This window comes from Wolbachia endosymbiont of Tribolium confusum (assembly GCF_020405475.1).
Taxonomy (GTDB): domain Bacteria; phylum Pseudomonadota; class Alphaproteobacteria; order Rickettsiales; family Anaplasmataceae; genus Wolbachia.
Genome location: NZ_JAIZNT010000003.1, coordinates 16,379 through 41,632 on the forward strand (window position 1 = coordinate 16,379; position 25,254 = coordinate 41,632).

The following is a 25,254-nucleotide window of genomic DNA, read 5'->3' on the forward strand; positions in this document are numbered from 1 at the left end:
ATGGAAACATTACAAAAAAATGGTTTTTTTATTATCAAAAATCTGGTTCCTTTAGAGCTAATAACTCAGTCTTTAAGTGATATAACAAATAAGATATCAAAGCTATCCCAAGAACTAAGTGTTTCAACTTCTGACTACTTAAACTGTACCGGCAGATGGGGCACGTCATCTCAAGTAACTAGAATTATCTCTCAAGCATTAGATGAAATTATTAAAAATTACCTTGAAAAGTCACTTCAGTGTCAGATACTGCAGAAAAAATCAAATGTTATATGTAAAACTGCTGATTTAATAGATGCAGTTCCCTTTCACCAAGACATCTCCTATAGTTTCAATGATCCTTACCACTTTTCTGTTTGGTTAGCTTTGAATAATGTAAGTGAAACTTCAGGTGCACTGCAAATTATAGAAAACAGTCATAAATGGGAAATACAGCCTTTAGTTGATTTTTGGTACCCATATTTTTTTGATCAGTACTCAAGTAATCGGGAAAATTACAAAATTAAGTCACTACCTATTTCAGCAGGAGATGCGATAGTTTTTGATTCACGGTTATGGCATGGTAGTGATAAGAATACAGATGCTAAAGATAGATTTGCTTATGTAACAAGGTGGATTGTAAAAGATCAAGATCTTCCCTATGTGCCAAAACCTCAGCCTTCAGTTTTTGGTATACTCAATTGTGGTGGGTTAACAGAATCTATACTGAGAGAATGCTTGTCATTATTTTGCTACCAGGAAAGTATAAAAGTAAAAAACATGGAAGAACTTATCAAGAGCTGGTTAGCCTTTATTACAGACACAACTACAAATATTTCTGAGATCGACACTACTGAGGCTAAGCGAGATTTATATAAGCTACTTATTCTGAATCGAGCATCAGCACTACATGATGCTGGAGACATCTCAGGAAAAATATACAAAAATTTATGGTTTTCACTACTTGTATTTCTCAATAAAAAAGTCAACGTAGTGGAGCTAGCATTATAAATGAACAGAAGTAGAGTTGATAGCTTCAAATGTGTATTGATGTTCATCTTGAATATAGCATCTAAATTCAAACTTAATGTACTTATAATGTCTTTAGTTGCCCTGGTGGTAGCTGTTGATTTGTCTTTTAGAAAGTATTTAGTAAAAAATATTCTAGATACAGCTGTAAAATATCAGGAAGGTAATGTAATTGAAAATCTTTTATTACCTGTAAGCGCTTATCTTGGTATGGCATTACTTATCACTACTGCTTTTAGATTCTATGGCTATTTTGTTGACATTCAAATGTTTACCTTAATGCGTCAAAAGATAGCTGATATATCTTTTTGTAGGCTACTCCAACAAGACCATTCCTATTATCAGAACAATTTATCTGGAAGCTTAGTACATAAGGTCAGTAGCTTAATGGATAGTGTGATAGAGTTAATAAGATTGCTTATAGATTGTTTTTTCGGTTACAGTATAGCATTAGTCTTAGCTATTTATACCTTATCATTAGTAAACATAAAGTTTGCAATCGCTACATTCACTTGGGTAAGCATTTTTATTTTAGTCTCGATTTTCAGCTTTCGTGTGCTTACTGAATTAGCTGATAATTACTCTAAACAAAATTCACAGGTAATAGCTAGTATAGCAGATAGTATTTTAAATGTTATATCAGTAAGGTTATTTTCTCAGCAAGCACATGAGAGACACAAATTTTTTCAAATATGCAAGAAAAGAACTATTGCAGAGAGAAAATTACAATGGGCATACTTTTGGCTTTGGTTTATATACGGCTATTCATTTGATATACTCCAAGCAGTAAACTTGTATTTTTTAATTCATGATTATCAATTGAACAAAATCGCAATAGGAGATATTGTTCTTGTACTTGGAATTAATATATCGATTATAGAGTTTCTTAACCATCTAACTAGGAATCTTACCCAATTTTCTACTCATTTCGGCAAAGTTTCAGATGCATTGCCAATCTTGACTACCGTACCAGAAATTCAAGATAAGGAAAATGCTAAAGAATTAAATTTATTAAGTGGAAGAATAACGTTTAACAATGTTTCTTTTTCTTATGAAGGTCAGGAGCCATTATTTCAAGATTTCTCAGTTACCATTAATCCTTGCGAAAAGGTAGGTCTAGTTGGTTATTCTGGAGGTGGTAAATCTACTTTTATAAACTTAATTCTAAGGCTATTTGATGTTAAAAAAGGTAATATACAGATTGATAATCAAATAGTATCAGAAGTTACACAGAGTTCTTTGAGGCAACAAATATCTGTAATACCTCAAGACCCATTGTTATTTCATGATACTATTTTAGCAAACATCATATATGGTAAACTTCAATCTACTATCGAAGAAATAATGAGAGCTGCAAAGCTGGCTGGTATTCACGATTTCATTATGACTCTACCAGATCAATATGGAACTACAGTTGGAGAAAAAGGCATCAAGCTATCTGGAGGAGAAAGACAAAGAATAATAATAGCCAGGGCATTTTTAAAAAACGCTCCAATATTATTTCTCGATGAACCAACTAGTCAGTTAGATTCTATAACAGAAAAAACAATTCAAATGAGTTTATTCAAATTGATGAAAAATAAAACTACGATTACTATAGCACACCGTATTTCTACACTTTTACACATGGACCGAATTATAGTATTTAACAAAGGAAAAATTGTCCAAGATGGTAAACACGCTGAATTAGTTTCTAAGCAAGGTCTTTACAAGGAACTTTGGAATGCTCAAATTGGTTGTTTGAATGGCAAGAAATAAGATGGAAAAAATTATTGATCTGAGAAGTGACACTACAACTCTGCAGAGCTCCAACGTTATACATGCAATAAGTAATGCAACTGTTGGAGATTTTGCTTATGGTGAAGACAAAAGCTGTAATGACTTATCAGAATATTGCAAACAATTATTCAAAGTAGAAGAAGCATTATTTGTAACCAGCGGTATGCTTGCAAATAGATTAGCCATTGCCATTCAAACAAGTCCTGGTGATGAACTAATAACTAATTATAATTATCACATTAATTTTTTCGATAGTGCAGGCAATGCAAAAGTAAATAATATCGTATTTAATTGTATTAGAAATAATAGCGGAATCTTAGATGTTGATGAAGTAGAATATGCTATTAATTCTAAGCCGAGGTATAAAATTTTTGCTCAGGTGAGTCTTGTTTCTATAGAAAATAGTATAAATGGGTTTAATGGTAAAATTTATCCTTTTGAAAAACAAGTCGAGTTATATCACTTTTTAAAAGCTCACAATGTAAATCTTCATTTAGACGGTGCAAGAATATTTAATGCTCATATCGAAACAAATATTGCTTTAGCAGATTATGCTAAATATGTGGATACAATGAGCTTTTCTTTTACTAAAGGACTTGGCGCTCCTTTTGGTTCAATGCTTATGGGTAAAAGAGAGATAATTGAAAGGGCTAAAAAGCTACAGGTTTGGCTAGGTAGTGGTTATCATCAGATAGGGTATTGTGCTAATGCAGCAAAATACGTACTACAGAATAATATCTCTAGGCTTAAAGAAGATAATAAGCTCGCTAAATTGTTTGCAGATAAGATTAAAGAAATTCCACACATAAAACTGGTACTACCTTATCCAGAAACTAATATAGTAAGCTTTAGTATAAAAGCACTAAATGTAACTAATGAGGTTTTCTTGAGTAAGTGCCAAGCTTATGGTTTATTGCTTTTTCCTTGGCTCGAGTCTCATATAAGAGCAGTTACCCATCTTGGCACAAAGGAAACAGACATCATGAAAGCTGCTGAAATTATAAAGGAAGTTGTGTTAAATTTAATATGAGAATAAAAATAGATTTCTTTAGCGATTCAAACACTGACCCTTCAGCTAAAATGAGGGAAGCGATGGCTAAAGCAAAAGTTGGAAACGAAGCTGCATGTGAAGATCCAACTGTGAACGAATTAGTGGCAACCGCATGTAAAATATTAGGTAAACCTGCAGGAATCTTTTTGATTTCAGGAACGATGTCCAATGTCATTGCTTATAAAGTACACATTCAAAGACCTGGTGATTACTTGCTGCTTGATGAAACTTCACATCCGCTCATAGTACAATCTGGCTTGATCGCAGCCCAGGCACATGCCACTCCTTTGCCCATCAAAGGTACGAGAGGAATATTTACTGGAGAACAAATTGTTGAGTTTATTACTCGTCCTAGTTTAAGAAATATTCCGAGAGTTGGGCTTGTTTCTATCGAACAAACGACAAATTTTGGTGGTGGAGCTGTGTGGCCTTTAGAATATATTCAAGAGATCTCAAGTCTCTGCAAAGAGAATGACGTATTCACTCATTTAGATGGAGCAAGACTGTTCAACGCTTGTGCTCATACTAAAATATCTCCAAAAGAGTATGCAAGTTATTTTGATTCGGTATTCATTGATTTTAGTAAAGGATTAGGTGCTCCAATGGGCGCAATATTGCTTGGAAGTGAAGAGTTTATTGAAAAAGCTTGGTACTATAAGTTTCAAATTGGCGGAGGTATGCACCAAGCTGGCATTATTTCAGCTGCATGTTTATATGCTTTACATAATAATATAAATTGTTTAGAGGAAGATCATAAAAAGATGCAGCACCTTATAGAAGGCCTAGACTCCATAGATCAAGTTATAATTGATATCGACCTATACAAAACTAATATAGCGTATTTTTCATTACGTACTAATTGTATATCTACTCAAGAATTAATAAACGTACTAGTTACAAATTATGGAATTAGAATGGCTAACATCAAAGGTAAAATCAGAGCTATAACACATAGAGATATAAGCTATGAAGATATTAATACTACTGTATCTGCTATAAGAAAGATACTAAGTAATTTTCTGCACTAATTGTTTGCAAACTTCTTGTCAAACAATATTATACCAATATAGTATTATGCTAGCATCTGCATAGAGCTATTTGGGAATAGGTGTGAACTTTGTCTTCTTTCAATATTTACTATTCTTCTGTGGATATATGCTGCTTTATTTATCAAGACAAAGTATACCAATTGCTCTACCACTGTTAATAGATACTGACCATGTAAAATTAAGCTATTTTTTTGCCTGCTTTTCTTTTTTTTATGGAGTATCAAAATTTGTTAATGGAATAATCATGGACTCCAAAAATAATCCATTATTTATGTTTGGGCTATGCAATATTGCAACTGGATTATTAACCATTGGTATAACTTTATCATATAATAATCTAACTTTATTACTGTTAACATTAATATTATTAGCTTGGACACAAGGGTTAGGTTGGCCAGCTATTACCAAGTTTATGGTTACAAACTCTAGCATCTCTTCAATTGCATCATCATGGGGAGTTATGAGCGCATCTCAGCAACTTGGTTCTTGTATTACTTTAATTGTATTACCAAGTATAATTAAAATATATGATGCAAAAAGTGCATTTTTGTACTCTGGTCTCTTATGCTTACTTTTTGGAATTTATATAATATTAAAAGCATATTACAAAGAAAGTGCCAACTTTACTACCTATTATAAGGTGCAGAAATCTCAGATAGGTGTCAAAGTGAAAAGTTCCATATGGTTTCTATGTTGTGCTACTTTTTGTGCTTATATTATAAAAATGGGAATCTTCTTTTGGTTTCCTATAATTTTAAGGGATAAATTACAAATTTCTCTTGTACAATCCTCACTAATAACAGGCGTATATGATTTAGGTGGAATCCTTGGAACTTTAATCACAGGAAGAATTAGTGATATGTACTTTTTTCAAAATAGAAGCTTGCTGGCATTACTTTACATGTTGGGTATAGCACTCACTTTTATTGCAATGAACTTTGGCCAAAACATAATTCTTATGAACCTTGGTGCAATCTTATCAGGATTCTTTATATTTGGAGTTCAAGTACTGACAGGTGTTATAGCTGTAGAAATTGCTCCACAAAATAATGTATGTGCAATTGTAAGCTTAACAGGATTATTTGGGTATATTGCAAGTTCAATATTTTCATGTCTGCTCTTAGAGCCTGTACGTGATCTCAAAAAAGGGATAGAATGAGAGGATAAAGTATATAAAGTAGGATATGCGAAATTTATATCCAAGTGATATAAGTCGAGAAAAGTTTGAGATTATTGTAGCAGATCTGGAGTCTTGCAGGAAGAGGACAAAGCCAAGAACACTTGATTTATATGATGTATTTTGTGGAGTGTTATACGTCTTAAAAAGTGGCTGCCAGTGGAGAATGTTACCAAAAGAGTTTCCAAAATGGCGGAATTGTTACGACTATTTTAAGAAGTGGAGTGAAAAAGCAGATGCAAATAAAGAAAGTGTTCTGGAGCTGGTATTAAAAAAAAATAGTTGGCGTGGTCCGACAAAACAATGGTCGGAAAGAAAAAACCAGCTTCTGCATAATTGATGCACAAAGCGTAAAAAATGCAGATACTGCTGAAGAAAAAGGCTATGATGCAGGCAAAAAGGTTTCAGGAATAAAACGCCATATTGCGGTAGATACGCAAGGTTTACCCCACGCAATTTATATAACAACGGCAGAAATAACTGATCGTAGTAGCGCTGTGAGAATGGTTAAAAATGCTAAAGAAAACCTATCTGAAGTTAAAAATATACTAGTTGATGCTGGCTACACAGGAGAAAATTTTGCAACACAAATAAAAGCAACTATTGGCGCTACCGTTGAAGTAATAAAGCGAAACGAATTACACACCTTTGTCGTATTGCCGAAAAGATGGGTTGTTGAGAGATCTTTTGCTTGGTTGCAAAAATGTAGGCGATTGTGGAAAAATTGCGAGCGGAAACTCAACACTAGCCTGCAAATGGTCGTTCTTGCTTTCGCTGCTTTGCTTCTGAAAAGATTATGAACAGGCTCTTAGGAGTACTTGTTAAGCACTGTGGTAACAGTATTATGTTTTCATTTTTTTCCATTTGCTCTGTTGTTGCACTCGTTTGCTTTTCCATACTATCAAGCAAAGATCTTAAAAAACTAAGTAAAGCGGTGTAAAAAAAATTTCTCAACAGTTAAACTTTGTAGATAGATTTTTTACCCAAGGAATAAATATGGTAACCATATCTTAGTAATAGCTCGCTATCTAATAAATTACGGAAATCAAAAATATTAGGTGCAGCCATAATACTCTTTAAACTTGCAAAATCTTGATTTTTAAATTCTTTCCACTCCGTTAATAATAATAAGGCTTCCGCGTCTCTTGCAGCTCCTATAGCGCTGTCCGCGTACTCTATATCCTTTAGAACTTGCCTAGCATTATCCATCCCCATTGGATCATATGCAGTAATTTTAGCCTTGTTATTCACTAGCAATTTTGCAACGTCTATAGCTGGGCTATTTCTTACATCATCAGTACCAGACTTAAAAGTTAGCCCCCATATCGCTATTTTTTTATTTTGGACTCCATTTAATACATATTCTACCTTTTTAGCAATGTTTGTTATATGATTATAGTTAGATTCCTTAACTGAATTTAAAATTTGTAGCTTGACATTGTGATCTTCAGCAAGCCTTATTAAAGCTGACAAATCTTTAGGAAAACATGATCCTCCAAATCCTGGACCAGCTTTGAGAAATTCCTTACCTATTCTATGGTCCATTCCCATACTGTTAGCTAAAAGGTCAATGTCTGCTCCTAATAGCTCACATAAACCTGCCATCTCATTGATAAAAGCAACCTTTGTTGCTAGAAAAGCATTAGAAGCATATTTAATCATTTCAGCAGTAACTGTATCAGTGACTATTAACGGAATATTCTTATCTATAAATGATCTATATATAACTTCTAGTTTTGCCCTAGCTAGCTTAGTTTTTACTCCTATTATTATCCTATCTGGGTATAAAAAATCTGATACTGCAGAGCCTTGCTTGAGAAACTCTGGATTAACTCCCAAATCAAAGTTATAGCCCTTATTAGATAAATAATTATGTATATTTTCTGCAGTACCAGGAGGAATAGTTGACTTTATCACTATTAAGCAATCTTGATTAACCCTCTCAGAAACTTCACTTACTGCATTATATACATTCTTTAAATTTGCATTTCCTAGGGAGTCTGATGGAGTATCTACAGTTACAAATACTACTTCTGTATTGGGATTTATTTGAGAATACGAATCAAAAAATCTTATCCTTTGTGACTTTATATTATTCTCTAAATAATCTGCTAATCCAGGTTCATATAGAGGAATTTTCCCTGATTTCAAAAGTTCAATCTTCTCAGTATTTATGTCAATGCAATCAACTTTATGGCCCTGCTCCGATAACATTGTACCAGATACTAAGCCTACATACCCTACTCCTATAATAGTTATGTGCATTTTACTATCACCTTAAAAATGTAGCTTAGCATCTAAAATAAATACCATTAACAATTATAAACTTTTGTTGTTACATTATTTTTCTTAATTGCCTTACCTTCCGAATAAGCTATAAATAAGGTTGATGGTATTAATATCAAAGTACCATATAAAGCACTTTTATCAGGTAATTCATTAAATATAACGTATGTTACTATTGCAGAAATTATTAGCTCTATGTATCTATACGGTGCAAGTGCAGTAGCATCAGTAAGAGCAAAAGCTTTTAACATGAAGAACAGAATTAGGTTTGAACTTATTCCTAAAATCAGCAGTAATACTAACTCCAACAAGGAAGGCATATGCCAATAAAATAACAAAGGTGGAGTAGAAAAAATAGTTGTCGTTAGAGCTGAATAAAATAACATACTTATTACTGACTCTTTTATCACAAGTTTCTTATTAAGTATGTCTAATATAGCAAAGATTAACGCAGATACAATAAAAATAAGAATTTTAGGATTAAAGTCTTCACTATGAGCTTTGGTGGTAATAGCAATACCAACAAAACCAATAATAGTTACTATCCATCTTTGCCAAATTATATTTTCGTTTAGTAAAGGGATTGCAAGAAGTATAACAAATAATGGTATAGAAAAACTTATAATCGTTGCAGTTACTATGGGGAAAACAGTCAACCCGTAAGTCCATAAGGTCATTCCACAAAACAACAACCCACCCCTGGTTATTTGAGTAGATATTTGACTTGTTTTAAAAGTTTCTATTCCATAGTAAAACATAAAAGGTACAAGGGTAATAGTGGTAAACAGAAAGCGGAAAAAAATTATTTCAAAACTCTGAAGATGTAAACTTAGATATTTTGATATAGTATCATTAGCTACACTACTAAGTAAGCTAAGTATAAACCAGATAACCCCAAACAAATAAGCTCTCAATCTGTAATCCATAAAGCTTCTGATTTAATAGATACGATGTACTCATATAATTTTACTACAAAACTAATAATATAAAAGTTTTCTGATGTACGTCCCCAGAATGTGATCGTAAGGGTTCATTATAAATAATTCGGGAAATTTCGTCTCTTTAGACATATTAAGAGCTATGTAACGAACGTTTATATTTGTGAGTAATAGTAAGGCTCAAGGTAAGGAAAATGCTAGTGAGGTAAAGTAGAATAACGTTAATTTGATAATTTAAGCTCATTCCCTCTTGCTACATCTCTCTTTAATATCTCCTCTTTTGCAGCAGGTCTATAATTACTGCTTAAATTTAGGTGCACACTAATTTTTCGATTTATATATTATTCTAATGCTTGTATAATACCTTCATTGAATATTTGATTTTGAGGTAATTAGATGCCAAAAAGTAAAACTAAACGTGGAACGGAAGATTTGAAGGGTAATGCAGGCCCAAGCAAAAGATCTCGTCTCAGTTCTGATCCTAAAAAAAATAAAGAGATTATCTCTAGCAAAGTAATAAGTAAGCTGAAGGATGTTGTTAAAGGTGATAGAACTTCAGCTATTGAGGAATGGGTCAAGGCTCACCCTGTAACAGTAGAGGGTCTAACCGTTGAGCAATCGGACCTCTTATGTAATGCGTTTCGTGATGAATCTTGTTGGTCAGGTGCGACACTAGATGTTGCTAAATTGGTAGGAGAATTAGCTAAATCAGGTGTGTTGAATCCATTTGCTATATATAAAATAGCATGTATTGAGTGTGTAGAGAGTGAAATTAAGCAATTATTTGACAAGGCGTTAGAGTCTTTTAGATCTGACTTATCTCATAAAGGTGCATGTGAGGAAGATAGGAATTTAGCTTGCAGTGATAAGCTTGCAAGAGTTGAATTGTTAAGTTCCATGGGAAGACGTGATCCTGTTTTCAATTTCTGGATTGATCAAGAATCAGGTAACCTTAGAGAAAATATAGAAGCAGAAGATGGATTTAATAAGGCTGTAGATTTCAAGTGGAGTAAGGGAGTGGAACACTTCTATAATCGTCTGTGTTCTGAAGAAAAATTAGTGAAAGAAGAGAGAGAAAAATTGCTAGTTTCTGCTATTGCAAAATTATCTCCATTGCAATCTAGCTATAAACTTGCTTCTACCTTAAGTTCCCTTCTAGGTAAAGTCATAAGCGCAAAAGTAGATCATAAGTCACTACTTGGGCTACCGAATAAGAAAGATAGGGGTGTGATCTATCGTCCTCTTAGTTACTTAGTAGAGCACGGTTTTCTTTGCACAACTAAGTATGTTATCCAGTACTTGAGCGAGGGATGTTCAAGATCTGAAGTAGAGAAAATGCTTTCACCTAGAGGATATGCACATCTTCTCTCATCGCTTTCATTTGTTGTAGTTTCTAAAGATTATGACTTGGATAACAGGAATGAAGCAAGGTCAGCTATTAGCAGTCTTTGGGAATCTAGTGTATTTAACCAAAATAAAATAAATGTTGTCGATCCTTTTAAAGATAGGATTGCTTTTGTTGCAATGGAAAATGCAATTTCAAATTTGATTGTAGATCAGGAGAACAGCAAGGATACTCAAAGTGCTGGCGATGGTGAAAAAGTTGATTTGGTCTTGAGTATTTTAAAGTTTGCTAAAGATTGTTGTTCAGACAAAAGCTTTAAATCATTAAAAGAGAGGATAGCAAATAGTTTAGATAAAACAAGGAATTCTAAGATGATAGATGCAACTAGCTCCTGCAATTTAATAGAAGAGTTGTGTAAGTCAGCGAGAAATTTGAATTTATTCTCTGCTAGCACTGAAGGTCCTCAATCTACGTTAGTGGGTACTAATGTTAGTATTTCGCCTGCTGCAGTTGTTAACAAATAGGAGTATTTATGCATGGTAATAATGAAGATCGTGAATTAGTTAGGGCTTTATTAAGTGGAGGTTGTGATGAGTTTAGTAGACAATTTGTAGGTTTTTTAAACAACTGTCCATCTTTTTTGCATTCGGCTAATAAGCCTGGCTTTTTTCCTACATTCTTTTTTGGTATGTTTTCTACTGCACATGATGCAGGTATATTAGTTGAAGATGAAAGAGTCTATTTTCGTTTTGACAATTATGGAAATCTAAAAGTTGCTGTTCTCACTAATAAAGAAAATAGAAGAATAGTCAGGTGTTATACTGTTGCTGATAATGAGAACAGCCCTGGGTCAAGGTTTAGTGCAGAAGAGAAGCAGCAGGTAGAAGAGAATCTTCCACAAGAATTACAGGAAGATAAGGATCTGGATTGGGAAGAGTATAAAATATTTCGGTTTGGAGAAGAATGTAGGTTTATTCATGAAATAGATAGATTTCCTCAACGTGATGAACCTGGAGCTCCAATTTTTCATGAAATTAACCCAATCAGAGAACAAGGTGAATTGTTAGACCTGATGAGTGAGTTGGCAAATGATGATACAGGAGAAGTGCGTACTAATGTTAAAAGAATTTTGGAATATGTTATTGATATCCATGATGAACATGAAGATAGCTTAGTGTTTCGTGCAGAGTCTGATTACCACGGTTTTCTGTGTGGGTTTTTAGTAAATTTTAGATACCGAGCTGTGGCTGATTTCTACCCAGAGCTACTTATAGGAAAAGGTTATGCAGATGTTGTTTTGCTTGTTCGTGGTGTTGATCAGACAAATGATTCGGTTCCAATTATAATTGAGTTGAAGGTTGGTGATGAGGAAGGATTAGAGCAAGCTAAAGATTATGCTAAAAGTTGTTCTGTTTCGTCTTTGCCTATTCATACCTCATCACCAAGTGCTGTTTGTGTAGCGTTAAATTTTCAATTACGTGGAGGTGCTGGTCTCCGAACTTCTGTGCAGGCCTTTTCAGAAGGTGGTCTTTCCTTAATACCGGGTTTACTACATCCTCATGGAAATGGAGTTAGGGGAAATGTAAAACGTTTTTTACAACCCATAGCATCAGAGTTCACTCAATCGCCTCATTGTAACACTTTTTCCTGTACGTCATCGTTTGTTTTTGGAAATGTTTTATCTACAAGGAGGGACTTAGAAACAAATGATGGGCGGGAGGTAAGGGTTACCAAGTATCTATTTAACCACTCTCAGGGAGAGAAAATGAAACGTACAGGTGGTAGGGGAGATGCAGCAGATATTGTAAGCCATGCGTTAACTTTAGCTCTATTTTTATCAAATATTGGTTTTGTTGTGCTTCACATTTTTCGTCGTTTAAAGTGGCAGACTTTACCAGACAAAGCATTGAACCTGTCGTTACTGCCTCAAGCCACAGATGATGCTAAGGTGCGTCAAGTACTTTGTGAAGTAGATGTCCAGGGTCATCTGGAAGTGGCTTCTGCAAAGAAATTCGAATCACTACGTGCTTACTCACGTTCTCATAGTGAAGGTTATTTCGAGGGAAGGTTTTCAGAACAAATGGGTAATGTTAGGAATTTACATCAACTTGCAGATCAGTTGATGAGTGCTGAGCCTAATTTTGGTAATGATGGTAATGTTAATGGTGAGTACAGGGCTAGGTATGAAGTTTTATTTAATGAGATTTCTCGTCTGTTGTCTCCGTTATTAAATGGAAACCGTCTACTCGTGAACAATGAAGCTAAATTTCAGGCTTTGTTGCGTGGGATATTTCAAAGTTGCGATAATCCTGCCAAGGTAATTATTGAGTTCCAGCTACAGAGAGGAAGGAAAATAGACCTAGTATTATCAAAATCTGCGGAAAATGATGATACTCATCCAATTGGAATAGAGTTGAAGTATGCTAACACCGCAGAACAAGTTGAACGAAAAAGGGTGGAGGCAAATCGACAGTTAAGTGAATACGAATTTTGTGGAGGATGCAAGCGTATTACTGGGGGAGATGCGATGGTTTTGTTATACGCTATATTAAATGCTGTAGGACAAGAGCAGGATCTGATATTGATTGGTGGGCTTCGTAGAGCATCTGGGTTTTCTAGATGACTTGTAACTAATAAAAGTACCAAAGATAAGGTTGTTTATGGGTAAAATTATGCATTAAGCTAGAGTACGTTTGAGTAAGGTTGGAGAAAAAGCAAGGTCTTTGAGCAAGAAAATTTGATTTATGTTTTCTTAAGTTAAAGTTAACCTGATGAAGTTTGCATAATTTATTGTTGGAGTTTTTTTGTTCTATTTTTACTGTAAGTTCAATCTGCTCTATCTTTGGTCTTTTTTTCTTAGTTTTGCGGCAAGTCTAATATTTTTACTACTTAATGGAATAACTTGCAGAAAGTGGAGATATAATGCTAAGGCAGAGGAGCTCAGACAGTTATCTTAAACAATAAAGAAATACTAAAGGCAAAAGATACGCTTGCGTAGTTCGAAAGCTTTCTATAGGATAAGCCTCACCTGATTTACAAATAGAATTGTTATGTTAGATGTTTGCTATTTATTCTTAAGCTCATTTTAACAGCATTTTGCTTTTTTTAGTATGTAGGGGTTTTCTAGGAATTATCCTACTGAATTCTATGATATTATTTTTTGTAACATTGTTATACATTATAATGCACCCATTTGTCTAGACCATTTTTTTCAAAGTGATCCGATTTTTAAAATGAATATGTTGATAAATACGTCGACACACATTTAAAGTATTTATCAATATATTCATTTACTGTTTATGATAATAAAGATCAGCAGGAACTTTATAATGTAGAGTCTGATGTCGCCTTCTATAGTTATACCAAGAAACAAAATCATTTATTATAAGATTTAAATCTCTGATACTATTTGGTCTATAATAATATATAGCTTCTTGCTTTAAAGTTCTCCATAAGCGCTCAACAAATATATTGTCGAAGCAACGTCCTTTATGGTCCATACTGATTTTAATATTAGCACGCTCTAATTCCATAATAAAGTTGTAGCTAGTAAACTGCACCCCCTGATCACTATTAAAAATCTCAGGTTTACCTTGTTTTAGAGCTTCTTTGAGAGTATAAAGGCAAAATCCAGCATCGAGATATGGTGATAATGAATGAGCAATAATATAGCGACTATACAAGTCCATTATTGCCACAAAATAGATAAACTTACCTTCTACCATAATATATAGTAGCCCATACCTGATTAACTCTACAAATAATCAAATCTTTGAGTAAATAAGGATATATTTTATGCTTTTTTTCTTTAATACTTGTATTACATCTTTTTCTACAATACAGCCCACTAATCTTCATTTTTTTCATAATTCTTAAGATTTTTTTGTGATTGACTACTACTCCACTCGCTATGATCTCAGCAGTAATTTTACGATATCCATAACGGCAATCAGAAGCCAAATATACTTCTTGAATCAAATTTCACTTTCGTTATTAATTATAGGCCTATAATATAGGCTAGATCTGCAAATCCCCAGTAAATCAGCCTGTTTCCTAATTGACAGATCAGAATCTTTTTCTATAAATCTTACTCTATCTTTTTTGCTTATTTCAGTAATTTTTTTTTCAAATAACTATTTTCCACTGTCAATTCTCCTATTACTTTATGTAAACTTTCTATTTCTTGCGCTAAGATTCTTTGTTTTCTCGCACTTTCACTTTCTTCAACAAATAGGTCTTTTAACCTTGCCAATACTCTATCACGCCAATCATATAGATTTGTTGATGGTATTTTATATTCACTACATATCTCAGCTGTGCTTCTTTGATTTTTTATTGCTTCCAAAGCTATCTTTGCTTTTAACTCTGGTTCATATTTTTTTGTTGCCATACTTTTACCCCTTTACTTTCCTACTCGGATCAACCATTTTTTTTTGGTCTAGTTTATGGGGTGCATTATAGCACAGCCACCTTGACCAAAAAATCATCCCCCTATCGCGTTCTTATCATTATGCCTTATACGCTGTATTACACCTTCAGATATAGTCATTGCTAACCTCCAACATCCTTGCTAATAAACCCTCGCTAAAACTGCCGAAAAGACTTTATAAGTTAATATTCTAAATCTCAATATTTTATGGTGCAGGTTTTTATTTTTAAAACATTATACTTTGTGTAGGGTATAACTACACGCATCAAAGTGAAAGAAAAGCAAAATGATGAAGAAAATGAAAGTTTAAGTTTTCTTCAACGACTCAAGGAGAGAATTTATGCTTTAAAGCCTGTATTAGCAAGAGCCTTAATCACTAAATGAACAATGTCACGCAGAGTTTCATCCTCAATTTTTCTATATTCCCTCACTAGCCTTGATATTTCTTCGCTGCCTACATCGCTATGGAAGGCCTTATCATGTAAGTCTTCAGAGGCTTTGGTAAAAAAATACGACATATCAACCGATAGTACTTCTGCTAATTTATATAACCTATCAACTACAAGCCTAATCTCTCCGCTTTCATATCCTTGTACATGCTGAAATGAAATTTCAAGCTTTTTTCCTAAGTCTCTTTGACTAAAACCACACATTAGCCTTCTTTTCCTTATTCTTTCACCTATTTGTTTATCGATAGGATGTTGTATAGTCATTTTACGTATCAGGTAATATTAACTATGTATTATCACTTTGAGAAAAAGATTTTACCAATATATAAACTGCACTACGTAACCTTTTGCTCTTAATTTCGTTATATCCTTTGACTAACTTTAGTATTTCTTCATCATAAGCTTCATGTGAGTCAGTGTGCATATCAGTAAAAAAGTTAGCAACATCTATCGATAGTGCTTTTGCTAAATCATATAATCTACTGGCCAAAACACAATTTGAACCATTTTCGTACTTTTGTATCTGTCTATACGAAACACCTATTCTCTTTCCCAATTCGGTCTGTGTCAAAGCACGATCTAACCTAAGTTGTTTTATTTTTTTACCTAATTGCACTTTTCACCTCTTATTCAAATTTACAACAAATTTTATGAAGTGGAAAAAAAGCTAGCAAAGTAATTGCTTTAATAATTTCTGCCTCTCGCTAATTAAATCGTTTGGCCTTACGTATTTTTTCTCAATTTCCCTCATCTCTTTTTCTCGTTCTGCAATGCTATTTCGTATTACTTCAGCCGAGTATCTGCTTTTGCCACTTGCAAACTCTGATCTTAATCTTCTAACCTTGTATTCGAGCTCAGCAAATCTTTCGTGTTGCTCAAGAAGTTCTATCATATGACTAATTTCAGAGTTTAGCTTTTTTTCCTCAACATCTCTTACAATAAAAGAAAGTAGAAGCTTATCTATTTGGTAATCAATATTTGGTTGAGCAGCAAATAGATCAATTATGGCTTTTACGTCAGTAGGATTTGTAACTAGTAAGTTAAAATTACTACATAAAAAACTATAGAACTTTATCGTCTTCTCAAGATAATTTTTCATATCTTGTGATAATTGCAATTCTTTGTGAATTCCTGACAGCAATATTTTCAATTCTTCCAAGTATTTCGTGTCAAAATTACTTACTTCTGTAGGTGAAAGGATCATTAGCAGCTTTTTTACAAGCTCAACATCATTTAACTTTACTGCATTATAAAGAGCTTTTTCTTTATCTTCTTTTAAATCATAAAGCTCTGATGAGTTATCTATGCTGAATAGATATTCAGTATTTCCTTGAGGAGAGTAGATTAAAATGTCCACTTCTCTTAGCGGGTGATCATCATTAAACTTTTCTAGTAACTGCTTATCGGTAGTTTCCTCTATTGCTACAACTGCTTTGCTTACCTCTTTCAACTTTGCAATATCATCTCTTGAGTTTTCAAGTATATCTTTAGCCTTGTCTAGCAGCTGCTCATATAGAACTATTTTTTCTTCATCATCAAGTAGCTGACAATGCTTTTTCAGCTTTTCAGTAGAGTAAGATAGGATATCCATTTTTTTCAATTTTACGATTACGATACCCCATTTTTGTTGAAACTGAAATAATTTTTATAGGATGTGTTTTTCTAGTGTAGATGCCCGCAAAACTTGTTATTATAATATACAGTAAATCAATAAGTCGTATAATATTAACAATTAAATAATATTTATCACGATATGATCGAATAGTAATGAAATTAAGTGAGGGTTACAATGAAAAAAATAAATGGTAAAAAATTGTCTAGTAAAATGTTAAAAGCGGTAGAGCGAATAGCAAAAGAAGGGTTATTACCTAATTTTATAAAAGCTGCTCCAACAGCAAATAAAAAGATTAGTAAATTACCTGTCTTAACATATCCTGAGGAGCTCAATCCATTTCGATCAGCTTTATGCAAGATAAGGCTAAGTGAATATGAAAATGTGAAATTAAATGAATTCTTGGAAAAAGCTATTGCAGCTGAAAATCTAGACAAATTAAGTAAAATCGTCGATGAAGCTTTGGATTTAGGAATAAGAGTAAACGCTCGCAACGAAGATGGCTTTAGCTTCACTAACGTTACAATGTTTAAGATGTATCGTGATGAATTCAAAGAAAATAAACAAGAAGATATAATCAGAAAGTTAGCCTTACATGGAGCAGATTTTAATGTACAAGTTGATAAGAAAATAGCTGAAATGTATCAAAAAGTGCAAAAAGAAATTGAGCCACAAATATATAGTAGGCTCAAGAAACTTAGGGAAGTTGGAGAAGACGCTACTATAGAAGGAACTGTTGAAGATGTAGAAATCGATAATAAGACCTTCTATATTGAATTTTCACATAGCTGCATAGTTGATGTTGCCAAAGTTGTAGAAGGTGCAAAAAATTTGGGCTTAAGTAAAGGAGACTTAAACCTTGGCGGTAGTATCATAAAAATAGGTGATGGTGAAGTTGAGGTCAAAACTGGGAAAGACGGTAAAAGAAATTACGTAGATATATCCGATAACAGCGCTTTTACAGTAACACTTTGCACTAGCCTAGGAGAGCTAAATTTAATGGTATATCATGACACAGAAGACTATCATCAAGTACAAGTTGAGGTAGAAGATGAAGAAATGTGGAACGAGTTGCAAGAAATAGGAGAAATCGTAGGAAAGGGTTGTTTATTTGGTGGAATGTCTGTTAAAGAAGTAGTGGAAAAAGGCAGCTTTACTAGATGTGGAAGGTGGGGCGACCAAAATTCTAAAAGTAGTGAGACCTTTTCTTGGGTGAGCAAATTAAAAGATACCAAAACGACATCTGTAGGACGTTCTTGATTGGTGGCTATGTTTTTACATAGCCATAATTATTGCAAAGTAAAGTAGTTCTTGAAATTTAATCAAAATTACCATAAAAAATTTACCTTAACTAGCATTGCTTGTAGAAGTGGATTGAAGATATATTCAGGCAATATTATTTATTGGCAAGCGCTTTTATCACTGAATGCACAATATCACGCAACGTTTCATCCTTAATTTTCCTGTATTCCCTCACTAGCCTTGATATTTCTTCACTACCCACATCGCTACAAAAGGCCTTATCGTGTAAGTCTTCAGAAGCTTTGGTAAAAAAATATGACATATCAACGGACAAAGCTTCTGCCAAATTATACAATCTATCAATTACAAGCCTTACCTCTCCAGTTTCATATCCTTGTATATGCTGAAATGAAATTCCGAGCTTTTTTCCTAAGTCTCTTTGGCTAAAACCGCATATTAACCTTCTCTTCCTTATTCTTTCACCTATTTGTTTATCAATAGGATGTTGTTCATCTTGTACAATCATTTATTAATATATTAACTGAGGTATTGAAGCAATACTAACTCTCATTGTAACTTTGAGAAAAAGATTTTACCAATATATAAACTACGCTACGTAACCTTTTGCTTTTAATTTCATTATATCCTTTGACTAATTTTAGTATTTCTTCATCATAAGTTTCATGTGAGTCGACATGCACATCAGTAAAAAAATCAGCCACATTAATCGATAGTGCTTTTGCTAAGTCGTATAGCCTACTGGCCAAAATTTGGTTTGAACTATTTTCGTACCTTTGTATTTGTCTATACGAAACGCCTATTTTCTTTCCCAACTCAGTTTGTGTTAAACCACAGTATAATCTAAGTTCTTTTATTTTTTTGCCTAATTCCACCTTTCATTACTAATTTTAGCTGCTCAAGCTTATATTGAATTTTTTAATTTATGAAGTAGAAAAAAAGAAGGAAAGTTGGAGAACTTTCCTTCCGGTCTACAGATTACAATAAACCACTATCATAAAAACTAAAGTGGCTCTTCTGTGTTACGATTATGTGATCTATTAATTTCATTCCTACATTTTCGCAGGTTGCAGCTAATGTAAGTGTGTTATCCTCATCCTCCTTTGATGGTTCTGTATCTCCACTTGGATGATTATGTGAAATTGCAATAGATGATGCATCGATCAGTAATCCCTGTTTGATTATTTCTCTCACATATAGAGGTACTCTGTCTATAGTTCCACAGTCTTGAATATACTCGTATATCAAATGACCACTTCGATCTAAGTATATTACTCGCAAGCTTTCCTTTCGTGACTGCCCTATTGCTGTTTTAAAGTATTTTAGTAGCTCTTCTCTGTTATCAAGAATCGACAGCTTTTTTAACTTACCTTTCAGTATCCTATCGAAAATCTCTTTCAGACAAAAGATACTTGCTATTGCTCCATCATTCATTCCTGTAACATTTTTTAGCTCATGAAAGTCAGCGTTAATTACCCTTCCTAAACTACTAAAGAGCTCTATTAGCTTTTTGGCCACTTCTCTTCCTTCTTCACATTCAGATAGAGTACGTTCCAGTAGCTCATGGTCAAGTAAAGACCTGCCTCTACTTGATAAAATGCGAGTTTCCAATTTTTCTTTTCTCTCACTATTATTCATAAAAACCTCCAAGGTCAACATTATATACAAATTCAACGCCAACTTTCTGACGCAGTAGTTCTCGAGGAATAACCCTTTTGAACTCTAAATTTGCAATGTTGTCCTTGTTGCTTTAAAAGCTGGAATACCATTTGCCATGTGAATTTGTGCATTAACATTTACTGTGCTGGTTCCCTGAAGTGCAACGGTATTTATATTTGCAATCATACTATATTATATAAAGTTATTAATATAATATATTGACAAAGTAACGAAGTAAACAGTAGCTGTTAAAAGTGGTTTAATTTAGCAAAAAAGTGTAGTACTCTATCACTTTGCTGATTATATATGTTTATAAGAATAATCGCTTTTCTTTTGCTATATTCAAGCGCAGTTTTCTGTAGTGATTGTAACTTTAACTTACCATATCGTGGGCTCAGTTGTGATTTGGATCTATCATATAGAAATTTAAGTAATATAAAGAAATTATTGAATAACAAAGATAAGTTCGTTGCACTTACGTTTGATGATGGACCGTCTTATAATAGAGCAGGAGATATTATTAATATTCTGGAGAGCAATAAAACAAGAGCGACATTTTTTGTGCTTGGTGAGCGTATAAATAAAAAAACATCTGAAATAGTAAATAAAATCCATAAAGCAGGTCATGAATTAGGTAATCATTCTTGGTCGCATAGGAAGTTGACATCACTTTCAAGTGAGGAACAATTGCAAGAACTGGAAAAGACAAATGTGGCAATTAAAAATGCAACAGAACAGAATGTAAAATGGTTTCGTCCACCATATGGATGTCACAATGATAATTTGATCGAAAATACTAATCGATTAAATATGTGTTCCATACTATGGACAGTTGATTCTCTGGACTGGCAAGGCGATAAATCAGAGATTCTGGTTGAAAGAGTTTTAAGCAATGTACATAATGGAGCGATTATATTGTTCCATGATCACGATAACAAATCAAATACAGTTAAAGCTTTACCTCAGATTATTAAAATACTAAAAAAATGGGGTTATGAGCTTGTTACCTTAAGTGATTGGGAAAAGAGGATTTGTGATGTGGTGAAAGCTAGAAATATGCCAATAAAGGAGAAGGAGTGCATTCTAAAGGAATTCTATGTGGACAAAAAACAAGGTCTTCAACCGCAGGGCATTCATATTAGGTGGTATTCAGCTTACTATTTCTGCTATTTTTAGTTATAGGTTGTATACTTTACAAGTACGAGATAGACAAAAATATGAAGTGCTATCCAATAATAATAGGATAAAAGTTGTTACTATTGTGCCTAAACGAGGCAGGATTTTGGATAGGAATAGCGTTGAACTCGCAGTAAACAAAATTTCGTATATTGTTTTATTTGATGGGCAAAAAACCTTTACTAGGGAAGTTGATTTGCAGATGTTATCAGAAATTAAACCTGATGCAACAAAATCATTAGATACAAAAATAACTGCTCTTTATAAACGTTATTACCCGTTTGGTTCGATATGTTCTCATATAATCGGATATACAAAAAGACAGCAAGATATAAATGAAGCAGGGGTTAGTGGAATTGAATATACATATGATCATGTATTAAAAGGCAAGACCGGAAAATCTGAGCAGGAAATAAATTCTAAGAAGCGTATCATGAGAGAGTTATCTAGCATACCGCAGCAAGACGGACAAGATATACGGCTGACAATTGATGTTGATTTACAGAAGAAAATTGCAGAGATATTTAAAGATCACCAAGGTTCCACAGTGGTAATTGATGTAAATAACGGAGAAATTTTAGCATTATATAATTCACCTTCTTACGATAATAATCTTTTCACTAGCAGATTATCAAATGAAACTTGGAAAAATTTAAACAATCCTTCATTACCGCTTGTAAACCGTGCATTATCATATCAAATTCCACCTGGTTCAATATTTAAAATAATAGATGCGCTTGCGGGTTTAAAAGATGGAATAATAACACCAGAAGAAAAGTTCTCGTGTAGGGGCTATATGAAAATAGGTGAACGAAAATTTCGTTGCCTAAAAAGCAAAGTCCATGGATATGTATCTTTAAACGAGGCAATGGCCTTCTCATGCAACACTTACTTTTATAGTATAGGAAAAAAAATAAATGTAGATTCTCTACTAGAAATGGCTAGCAAATTTGGTATAGGAAGTGGACCATTAATTGGAATGTTTAAGGAAGAAGCTCCGGGATTGTTGCCTGATGTGGATTGGCGTGCACGCAAGCTATATTCAGAGTGGTATTTAGGTGATACCATTAACTTAGTTATAGGACAAGGGTATTTACTTACAACGCCATTACAGCTTGCGGTTCTTGCAGCGAGGGTTGCAACAGGAAAGGAGGTAATTCCCCACATTGAGATGAGTAAACCAGGGCAAGACTTTCTTGATATTGATGTGAATCATGAGCATCTTAGTGTGGTTCGAAAAGCTATGTTTGACGTGGTGAATTCTAACTATAGAAAAGGACTAGGCAGTATACAAATTGCTGGCAAAACCGGTACACCAGAGATAAACTCTAAAGGTGAAAGTCATAAATTGTTTATCGCTTATGGCCCCTACCATGATCCGCGCTATGCAATCTCAGTGTTTATAGAACATGGCAAAACTCCACGCCAAGATGTTGCAATTGCTAGTGAGATATTGCAATATATGCTTGAAAAATGAACTTATGAAATTGCCATATATGTTACTTGTAATTTATATATTCAAATCAGAGCTTTGAGGTTAAAAAAAAAGAAACGTAAATTGTATAAACCTCTTCAATTTAATGCTTTAATGTTTCTGATAAAGGAAAGGCATTATCTTTATTTTCTATAGAGGTGGACACACTACTTTGATTGTCACCATCAATTGAAGTAGTAGGGTGCATCAAAGCAACTTTTATAACTTCATCAATATTCTTAGCAAAAATTACGTTGATCCCTTCTTTTATGTTTGCGGGAATCTCTTGCATATCTTTCTCATTTTCACTTGGTATAATCACAGTTTTGATTGATCCTCTGAGCGCTGCAAGCAATTTCTCTCTCAAGCCCCCAATAGCCAAAACTCTACCACGCAATGTTACTTCGCCTGTCATAGCAACACTTTTGTTAACTGGTATATTTGTCATAAGAGAAACAATAGATGTACATACTGCACTGCCAGCAGAGGGGCCATCTTTTGGCACAGCACCCTCAGGTACATGCAAATGTATATCATTATTTTGAAATTTTTCGGGTTTTATACCAAAAAATAAACAATTTGACCGCACATAACTATATGCAGCTTTTATAGACTCTTGCATAACCTCTCCAAGCTTTCCTGTGTATTTTATTTCCCCCTTACCCGGAATTAGAACTGACTCTATCATCAAAATATCACCACCTGTTTCAGTATAGGCGAGACCAGTTACTATCCCTACCAAACTCTCATTTTCTGCAATGCCAAAGGTATACTTACGTACCCCTAGATAATCTTGTAAATTACCAATCTCTACGGATATTTTCTTATTTTTATCAGTTAATATTGCTTTAACTGCTTTTCTCATGAGTTTTGCAAGCTCCCTTTCCATGCTTCGCACGCCGCTTTCACGTGTATATAAACGTATCAACTTGTATAATGCTTCATTGGTTATTTCCCACTCCTTCTGATGCAAACCATGCTCTTTTTTTAATTTTGGAATAAGGTGATGTGTAGCAATACTGATCTTCTCGTCTTCGGTATACCCAGATAATTGTATAATTTCCATCCTATCACGCAAAGGATGCGGTAAATTTAAGCTATTTGCTGTGGCTACAAACATTACACTTGAAAGATCAAACTCAACTTCCAAGTAATGATCTGTAAAATGTTTATTGTGCTCAGTATCCAAAACCTCAAGTAATGCAGATGCAGGATCACCACGCGAATCAGAACCCATCTTATCTATTTCATCAAGCAGAAAAAGCGGATTGCATGAATTAGCTTTTTTCATGTGTTGAATGATTTTACCAGGCATTGAGCCAATATAAGTTTTCCTATGCCCTCGTATCTCAGACTCATCACGTACACCACCAAGAGATATGCGAACAAAATCTCTTCCTACTGCTTTTGCCATAGACTTAGCTAAAGAAGTTTTACCGACACCAGGTGGTCCAACTAGGCAAAGTATAGGGCCTTTTATCTCTTTCACCCTTTTTAATACCGCTAAAAATTCTATTATTCTATCTTTTACTTTTTCTATGCCATAATGATTTTCATCTAAGATTTTTTTAGCTACATTTAAGTTAATTTTTGCATCTTTGTGCTTTCCCCACGGCAAGTCAAGCAACCAATGCAAGTAACTAGATATAACTGTTGCTTCAGGAGAAATGGGATTCATTTTCTTATATCTCTTTAAGTCAGTTATGGCTTTCTCTTTTGCTTCCTCAGAAAGCTTTGTTTCATTTATCTTTTTTTCAAATTCATTGAGTATATTCCCTTCATCTCCATTTTCAAACTCACCTAATTCTTTCTGTATAGCTTTTAATTGCTCATTAAGGTAGTAAACTTTTTGAGTACTTTCAACCTGTGATTTAATTGTCTTATACAAGCGGTTTTGTGCACTCAAAATACTTATTTCCCTCTCAATAAGAGCAAAAACTTTTTTTAAACGCTCTTTTGGGTTATAAACTTCAAGTATGTTTTGCTTATCTGATACCTTTATATTTAAGTGCGAAGCTATCATATCTACAATTTGATTAACCTCTTTAACTTGATCAATGGGGTCAATAATAATCTCGGGTCGACTTTTCTTGCTTAGTTTACACCAATTGTCGAATGCATCTATAACAGAACGCCTTAAAGCTTCTAAATCAATATTATCTTCATTTTCTCCATACTCATAATGACCATCCAACGCTACTCTGGCCTGTAACAAAGTGTGAGAGCTAATATATTCTATAACTCTTCCCCTTCTTACCCCATGAATCATGACTTTTACTGCATTGTCAGGCAGTTTTATTAATGGTTGTATAATGTTTGCTAACACGCCTACTTCATAAAGATTCTCTGGCTCTGGATTATCAATAGAACCATTTTTTTGTGCTATGAGAAAAATCTCGTTTTGGTGACTACTGCTACTTATTGCATACTCTAGTGCATGAACAGATTTTTCTCTACCTACGAATAAAGGCAACATTATATTTGGAAAAATTACTACATCTCTTAGAGGTAATACTGGTAATACAGCAGAATTAAAGTTTACAGCACTTTCAATGCTCATAA

Annotated in this window: 20 protein-coding genes and 1 pseudogene; 11 read left to right on the forward strand and 10 right to left on the reverse strand. The window is 33.8% G+C overall.

The window, feature by feature from the left end; translation table 11 throughout:
- The 6 genes from LEM02_RS02645 to LEM02_RS02670 all read left to right on the forward strand — a co-directional run bounded on the left by LEM02_RS02645 (position 1) and on the right by LEM02_RS02670 (position 6,864).
- The gene (locus LEM02_RS02645; RefSeq protein WP_026097217.1) at positions 1–990 is read left to right on the forward strand and encodes a phytanoyl-CoA dioxygenase family protein; all 990 of its coding nucleotides are present in this window, start codon (positions 1–3) and stop codon (positions 988–990) included.
- Complete coding sequence (locus LEM02_RS02650) at positions 991–2,766, forward strand: ABC transporter ATP-binding protein (protein ID WP_019236560.1); 1,776 nt, start codon at positions 991–993, stop codon at positions 2,764–2,766. It begins immediately after the preceding gene.
- A 1-nt stretch (position 2,767) separates the two neighbouring features.
- Complete coding sequence (locus LEM02_RS02655) at positions 2,768–3,817, forward strand: threonine aldolase family protein (RefSeq protein WP_026097216.1); 1,050 nt, start codon at positions 2,768–2,770, stop codon at positions 3,815–3,817.
- The gene (locus LEM02_RS02660; RefSeq protein WP_226079613.1) at positions 3,814–4,866 is read left to right on the forward strand and encodes a threonine aldolase family protein; all 1,053 of its coding nucleotides are present in this window, start codon (positions 3,814–3,816) and stop codon (positions 4,864–4,866) included. Before LEM02_RS02655 ends, LEM02_RS02660 begins: the two co-directional genes overlap by 4 nt.
- Positions 4,867–4,993: 127 nt before the next feature.
- The gene (locus LEM02_RS02665; RefSeq protein WP_226079614.1) at positions 4,994–6,046 is read left to right on the forward strand and encodes an MFS transporter; all 1,053 of its coding nucleotides are present in this window, start codon (positions 4,994–4,996) and stop codon (positions 6,044–6,046) included.
- 25 nt (positions 6,047–6,071) lie between these two features.
- Positions 6,072–6,864 (forward strand): IS5 family transposase gene (locus LEM02_RS02670; RefSeq protein ID WP_226079615.1). Its coding sequence is split into 2 segments (ribosomal slippage): positions 6,072–6,335 and positions 6,337–6,864, totalling 792 coding nucleotides; the frame shifts between segments, so codons are not numbered across the junction.
- Positions 6,865–7,021: 157 nt separating this feature from the next.
- Here the strand turns inward: LEM02_RS02670 and LEM02_RS02675 are convergent.
- The gene (locus LEM02_RS02675) at positions 7,022–8,329 is read right to left on the reverse strand and encodes a UDP-glucose dehydrogenase family protein (RefSeq protein ID WP_019236556.1); all 1,308 of its coding nucleotides are present in this window, start codon (positions 8,327–8,329) and stop codon (positions 7,022–7,024) included.
- A 47-nt stretch (positions 8,330–8,376) separates the two neighbouring features.
- Positions 8,377–9,276, reverse strand: a complete 900-nt coding sequence (locus LEM02_RS02680) for a DMT family transporter (protein ID WP_226079616.1) — start codon at positions 9,274–9,276, stop codon at positions 8,377–8,379.
- A 408-nt stretch (positions 9,277–9,684) separates the two neighbouring features.
- Between LEM02_RS02680 and LEM02_RS02685 the strand changes: the two genes are divergently transcribed.
- Both LEM02_RS02685 and LEM02_RS02690 read left to right on the forward strand, forming a co-directional pair.
- Positions 9,685–11,157 carry a hypothetical protein gene (locus LEM02_RS02685; RefSeq protein ID WP_077188281.1) on the forward strand — a complete coding sequence of 491 codons (1,473 nt, stop codon included), beginning with the start codon at positions 9,685–9,687 and terminating at the stop codon, positions 11,155–11,157.
- A gap of 8 nt (positions 11,158–11,165) precedes the next feature.
- Positions 11,166–13,256: a PD-(D/E)XK nuclease domain-containing protein gene (locus LEM02_RS02690; protein WP_226079617.1), complete on the forward strand. Its 2,091-nt coding sequence runs from the start codon at positions 11,166–11,168 to the stop codon at positions 13,254–13,256.
- A gap of 667 nt (positions 13,257–13,923) precedes the next feature.
- On the opposite strand, the pseudogene LEM02_RS02695 reads toward LEM02_RS02690, so the two are convergent.
- The 4 genes and pseudogenes from LEM02_RS02695 to LEM02_RS02710 form a co-directional block, all read right to left on the reverse strand.
- Positions 13,924–15,023: pseudogene (locus LEM02_RS02695) on the reverse strand (IS3 family transposase).
- Between the two features lie 377 nt (positions 15,024–15,400).
- A complete protein-coding gene (locus LEM02_RS02700) occupies positions 15,401–15,775 on the reverse strand; it encodes a helix-turn-helix domain-containing protein (RefSeq protein ID WP_007549999.1) in 375 nt (124 codons plus the stop codon).
- Between the two features lie 22 nt (positions 15,776–15,797).
- A complete protein-coding gene (locus tag LEM02_RS02705) occupies positions 15,798–16,127 on the reverse strand; it encodes a helix-turn-helix domain-containing protein (RefSeq protein WP_007549995.1) in 330 nt (109 codons plus the stop codon).
- A gap of 51 nt (positions 16,128–16,178) precedes the next feature.
- A complete protein-coding gene (locus LEM02_RS02710) occupies positions 16,179–17,102 on the reverse strand; it encodes a hypothetical protein (RefSeq protein ID WP_012673225.1) in 924 nt (307 codons plus the stop codon).
- Positions 17,103–17,300: 198 nt separating this feature from the next.
- Here LEM02_RS02710 and LEM02_RS02715 point away from each other — a divergent pair, with 198 nt between their 5' ends.
- A complete protein-coding gene (locus LEM02_RS02715; protein WP_012673224.1) occupies positions 17,301–18,383 on the forward strand; it encodes a hypothetical protein in 1,083 nt (360 codons plus the stop codon).
- Between the two features lie 136 nt (positions 18,384–18,519).
- On the opposite strand, the gene LEM02_RS02720 is transcribed toward LEM02_RS02715, so the two are convergent.
- The 3 genes from LEM02_RS02720 to LEM02_RS02730 all read right to left on the reverse strand — a co-directional run bounded on the left by LEM02_RS02720 (position 18,520) and on the right by LEM02_RS02730 (position 20,021).
- Positions 18,520–18,891 (reverse strand): helix-turn-helix domain-containing protein, encoded by a 372-nt coding sequence (locus LEM02_RS02720; protein ID WP_041582616.1) that lies wholly within the window; start codon positions 18,889–18,891, stop codon positions 18,520–18,522.
- A gap of 34 nt (positions 18,892–18,925) precedes the next feature.
- On the reverse strand, positions 18,926–19,258 hold the full coding sequence (locus tag LEM02_RS02725) for a helix-turn-helix domain-containing protein (RefSeq protein WP_041582615.1): 333 nt from the start codon (positions 19,256–19,258) through the stop codon (positions 18,926–18,928).
- A gap of 103 nt (positions 19,259–19,361) precedes the next feature.
- The gene (locus tag LEM02_RS02730) at positions 19,362–20,021 is read right to left on the reverse strand and encodes a JAB domain-containing protein (protein ID WP_012673223.1); all 660 of its coding nucleotides are present in this window, start codon (positions 20,019–20,021) and stop codon (positions 19,362–19,364) included.
- 327 nt (positions 20,022–20,348) lie between these two features.
- Between LEM02_RS02730 and LEM02_RS02735 the strand changes: the two genes are divergently transcribed.
- A complete protein-coding gene (locus LEM02_RS02735) occupies positions 20,349–21,218 on the forward strand; it encodes a polysaccharide deacetylase family protein (RefSeq protein WP_226079618.1) in 870 nt (289 codons plus the stop codon).
- Positions 21,139–22,695 (forward strand): penicillin-binding transpeptidase domain-containing protein, encoded by a 1,557-nt coding sequence (locus LEM02_RS02740; RefSeq protein WP_369409595.1) that lies wholly within the window; start codon positions 21,139–21,141, stop codon positions 22,693–22,695. The genes LEM02_RS02735 and LEM02_RS02740 overlap by 80 nt, the downstream gene beginning before the upstream one ends.
- Before the next feature lie 100 nt (positions 22,696–22,795).
- On the opposite strand, the gene lon is transcribed toward LEM02_RS02740, so the two are convergent.
- Positions 22,796–25,252: an endopeptidase La gene (gene lon / locus LEM02_RS02745; RefSeq protein ID WP_226079620.1), complete on the reverse strand. Its 2,457-nt coding sequence runs from the start codon at positions 25,250–25,252 to the stop codon at positions 22,796–22,798.
- Positions 25,253–25,254: the final 2 nt, after the last annotated feature.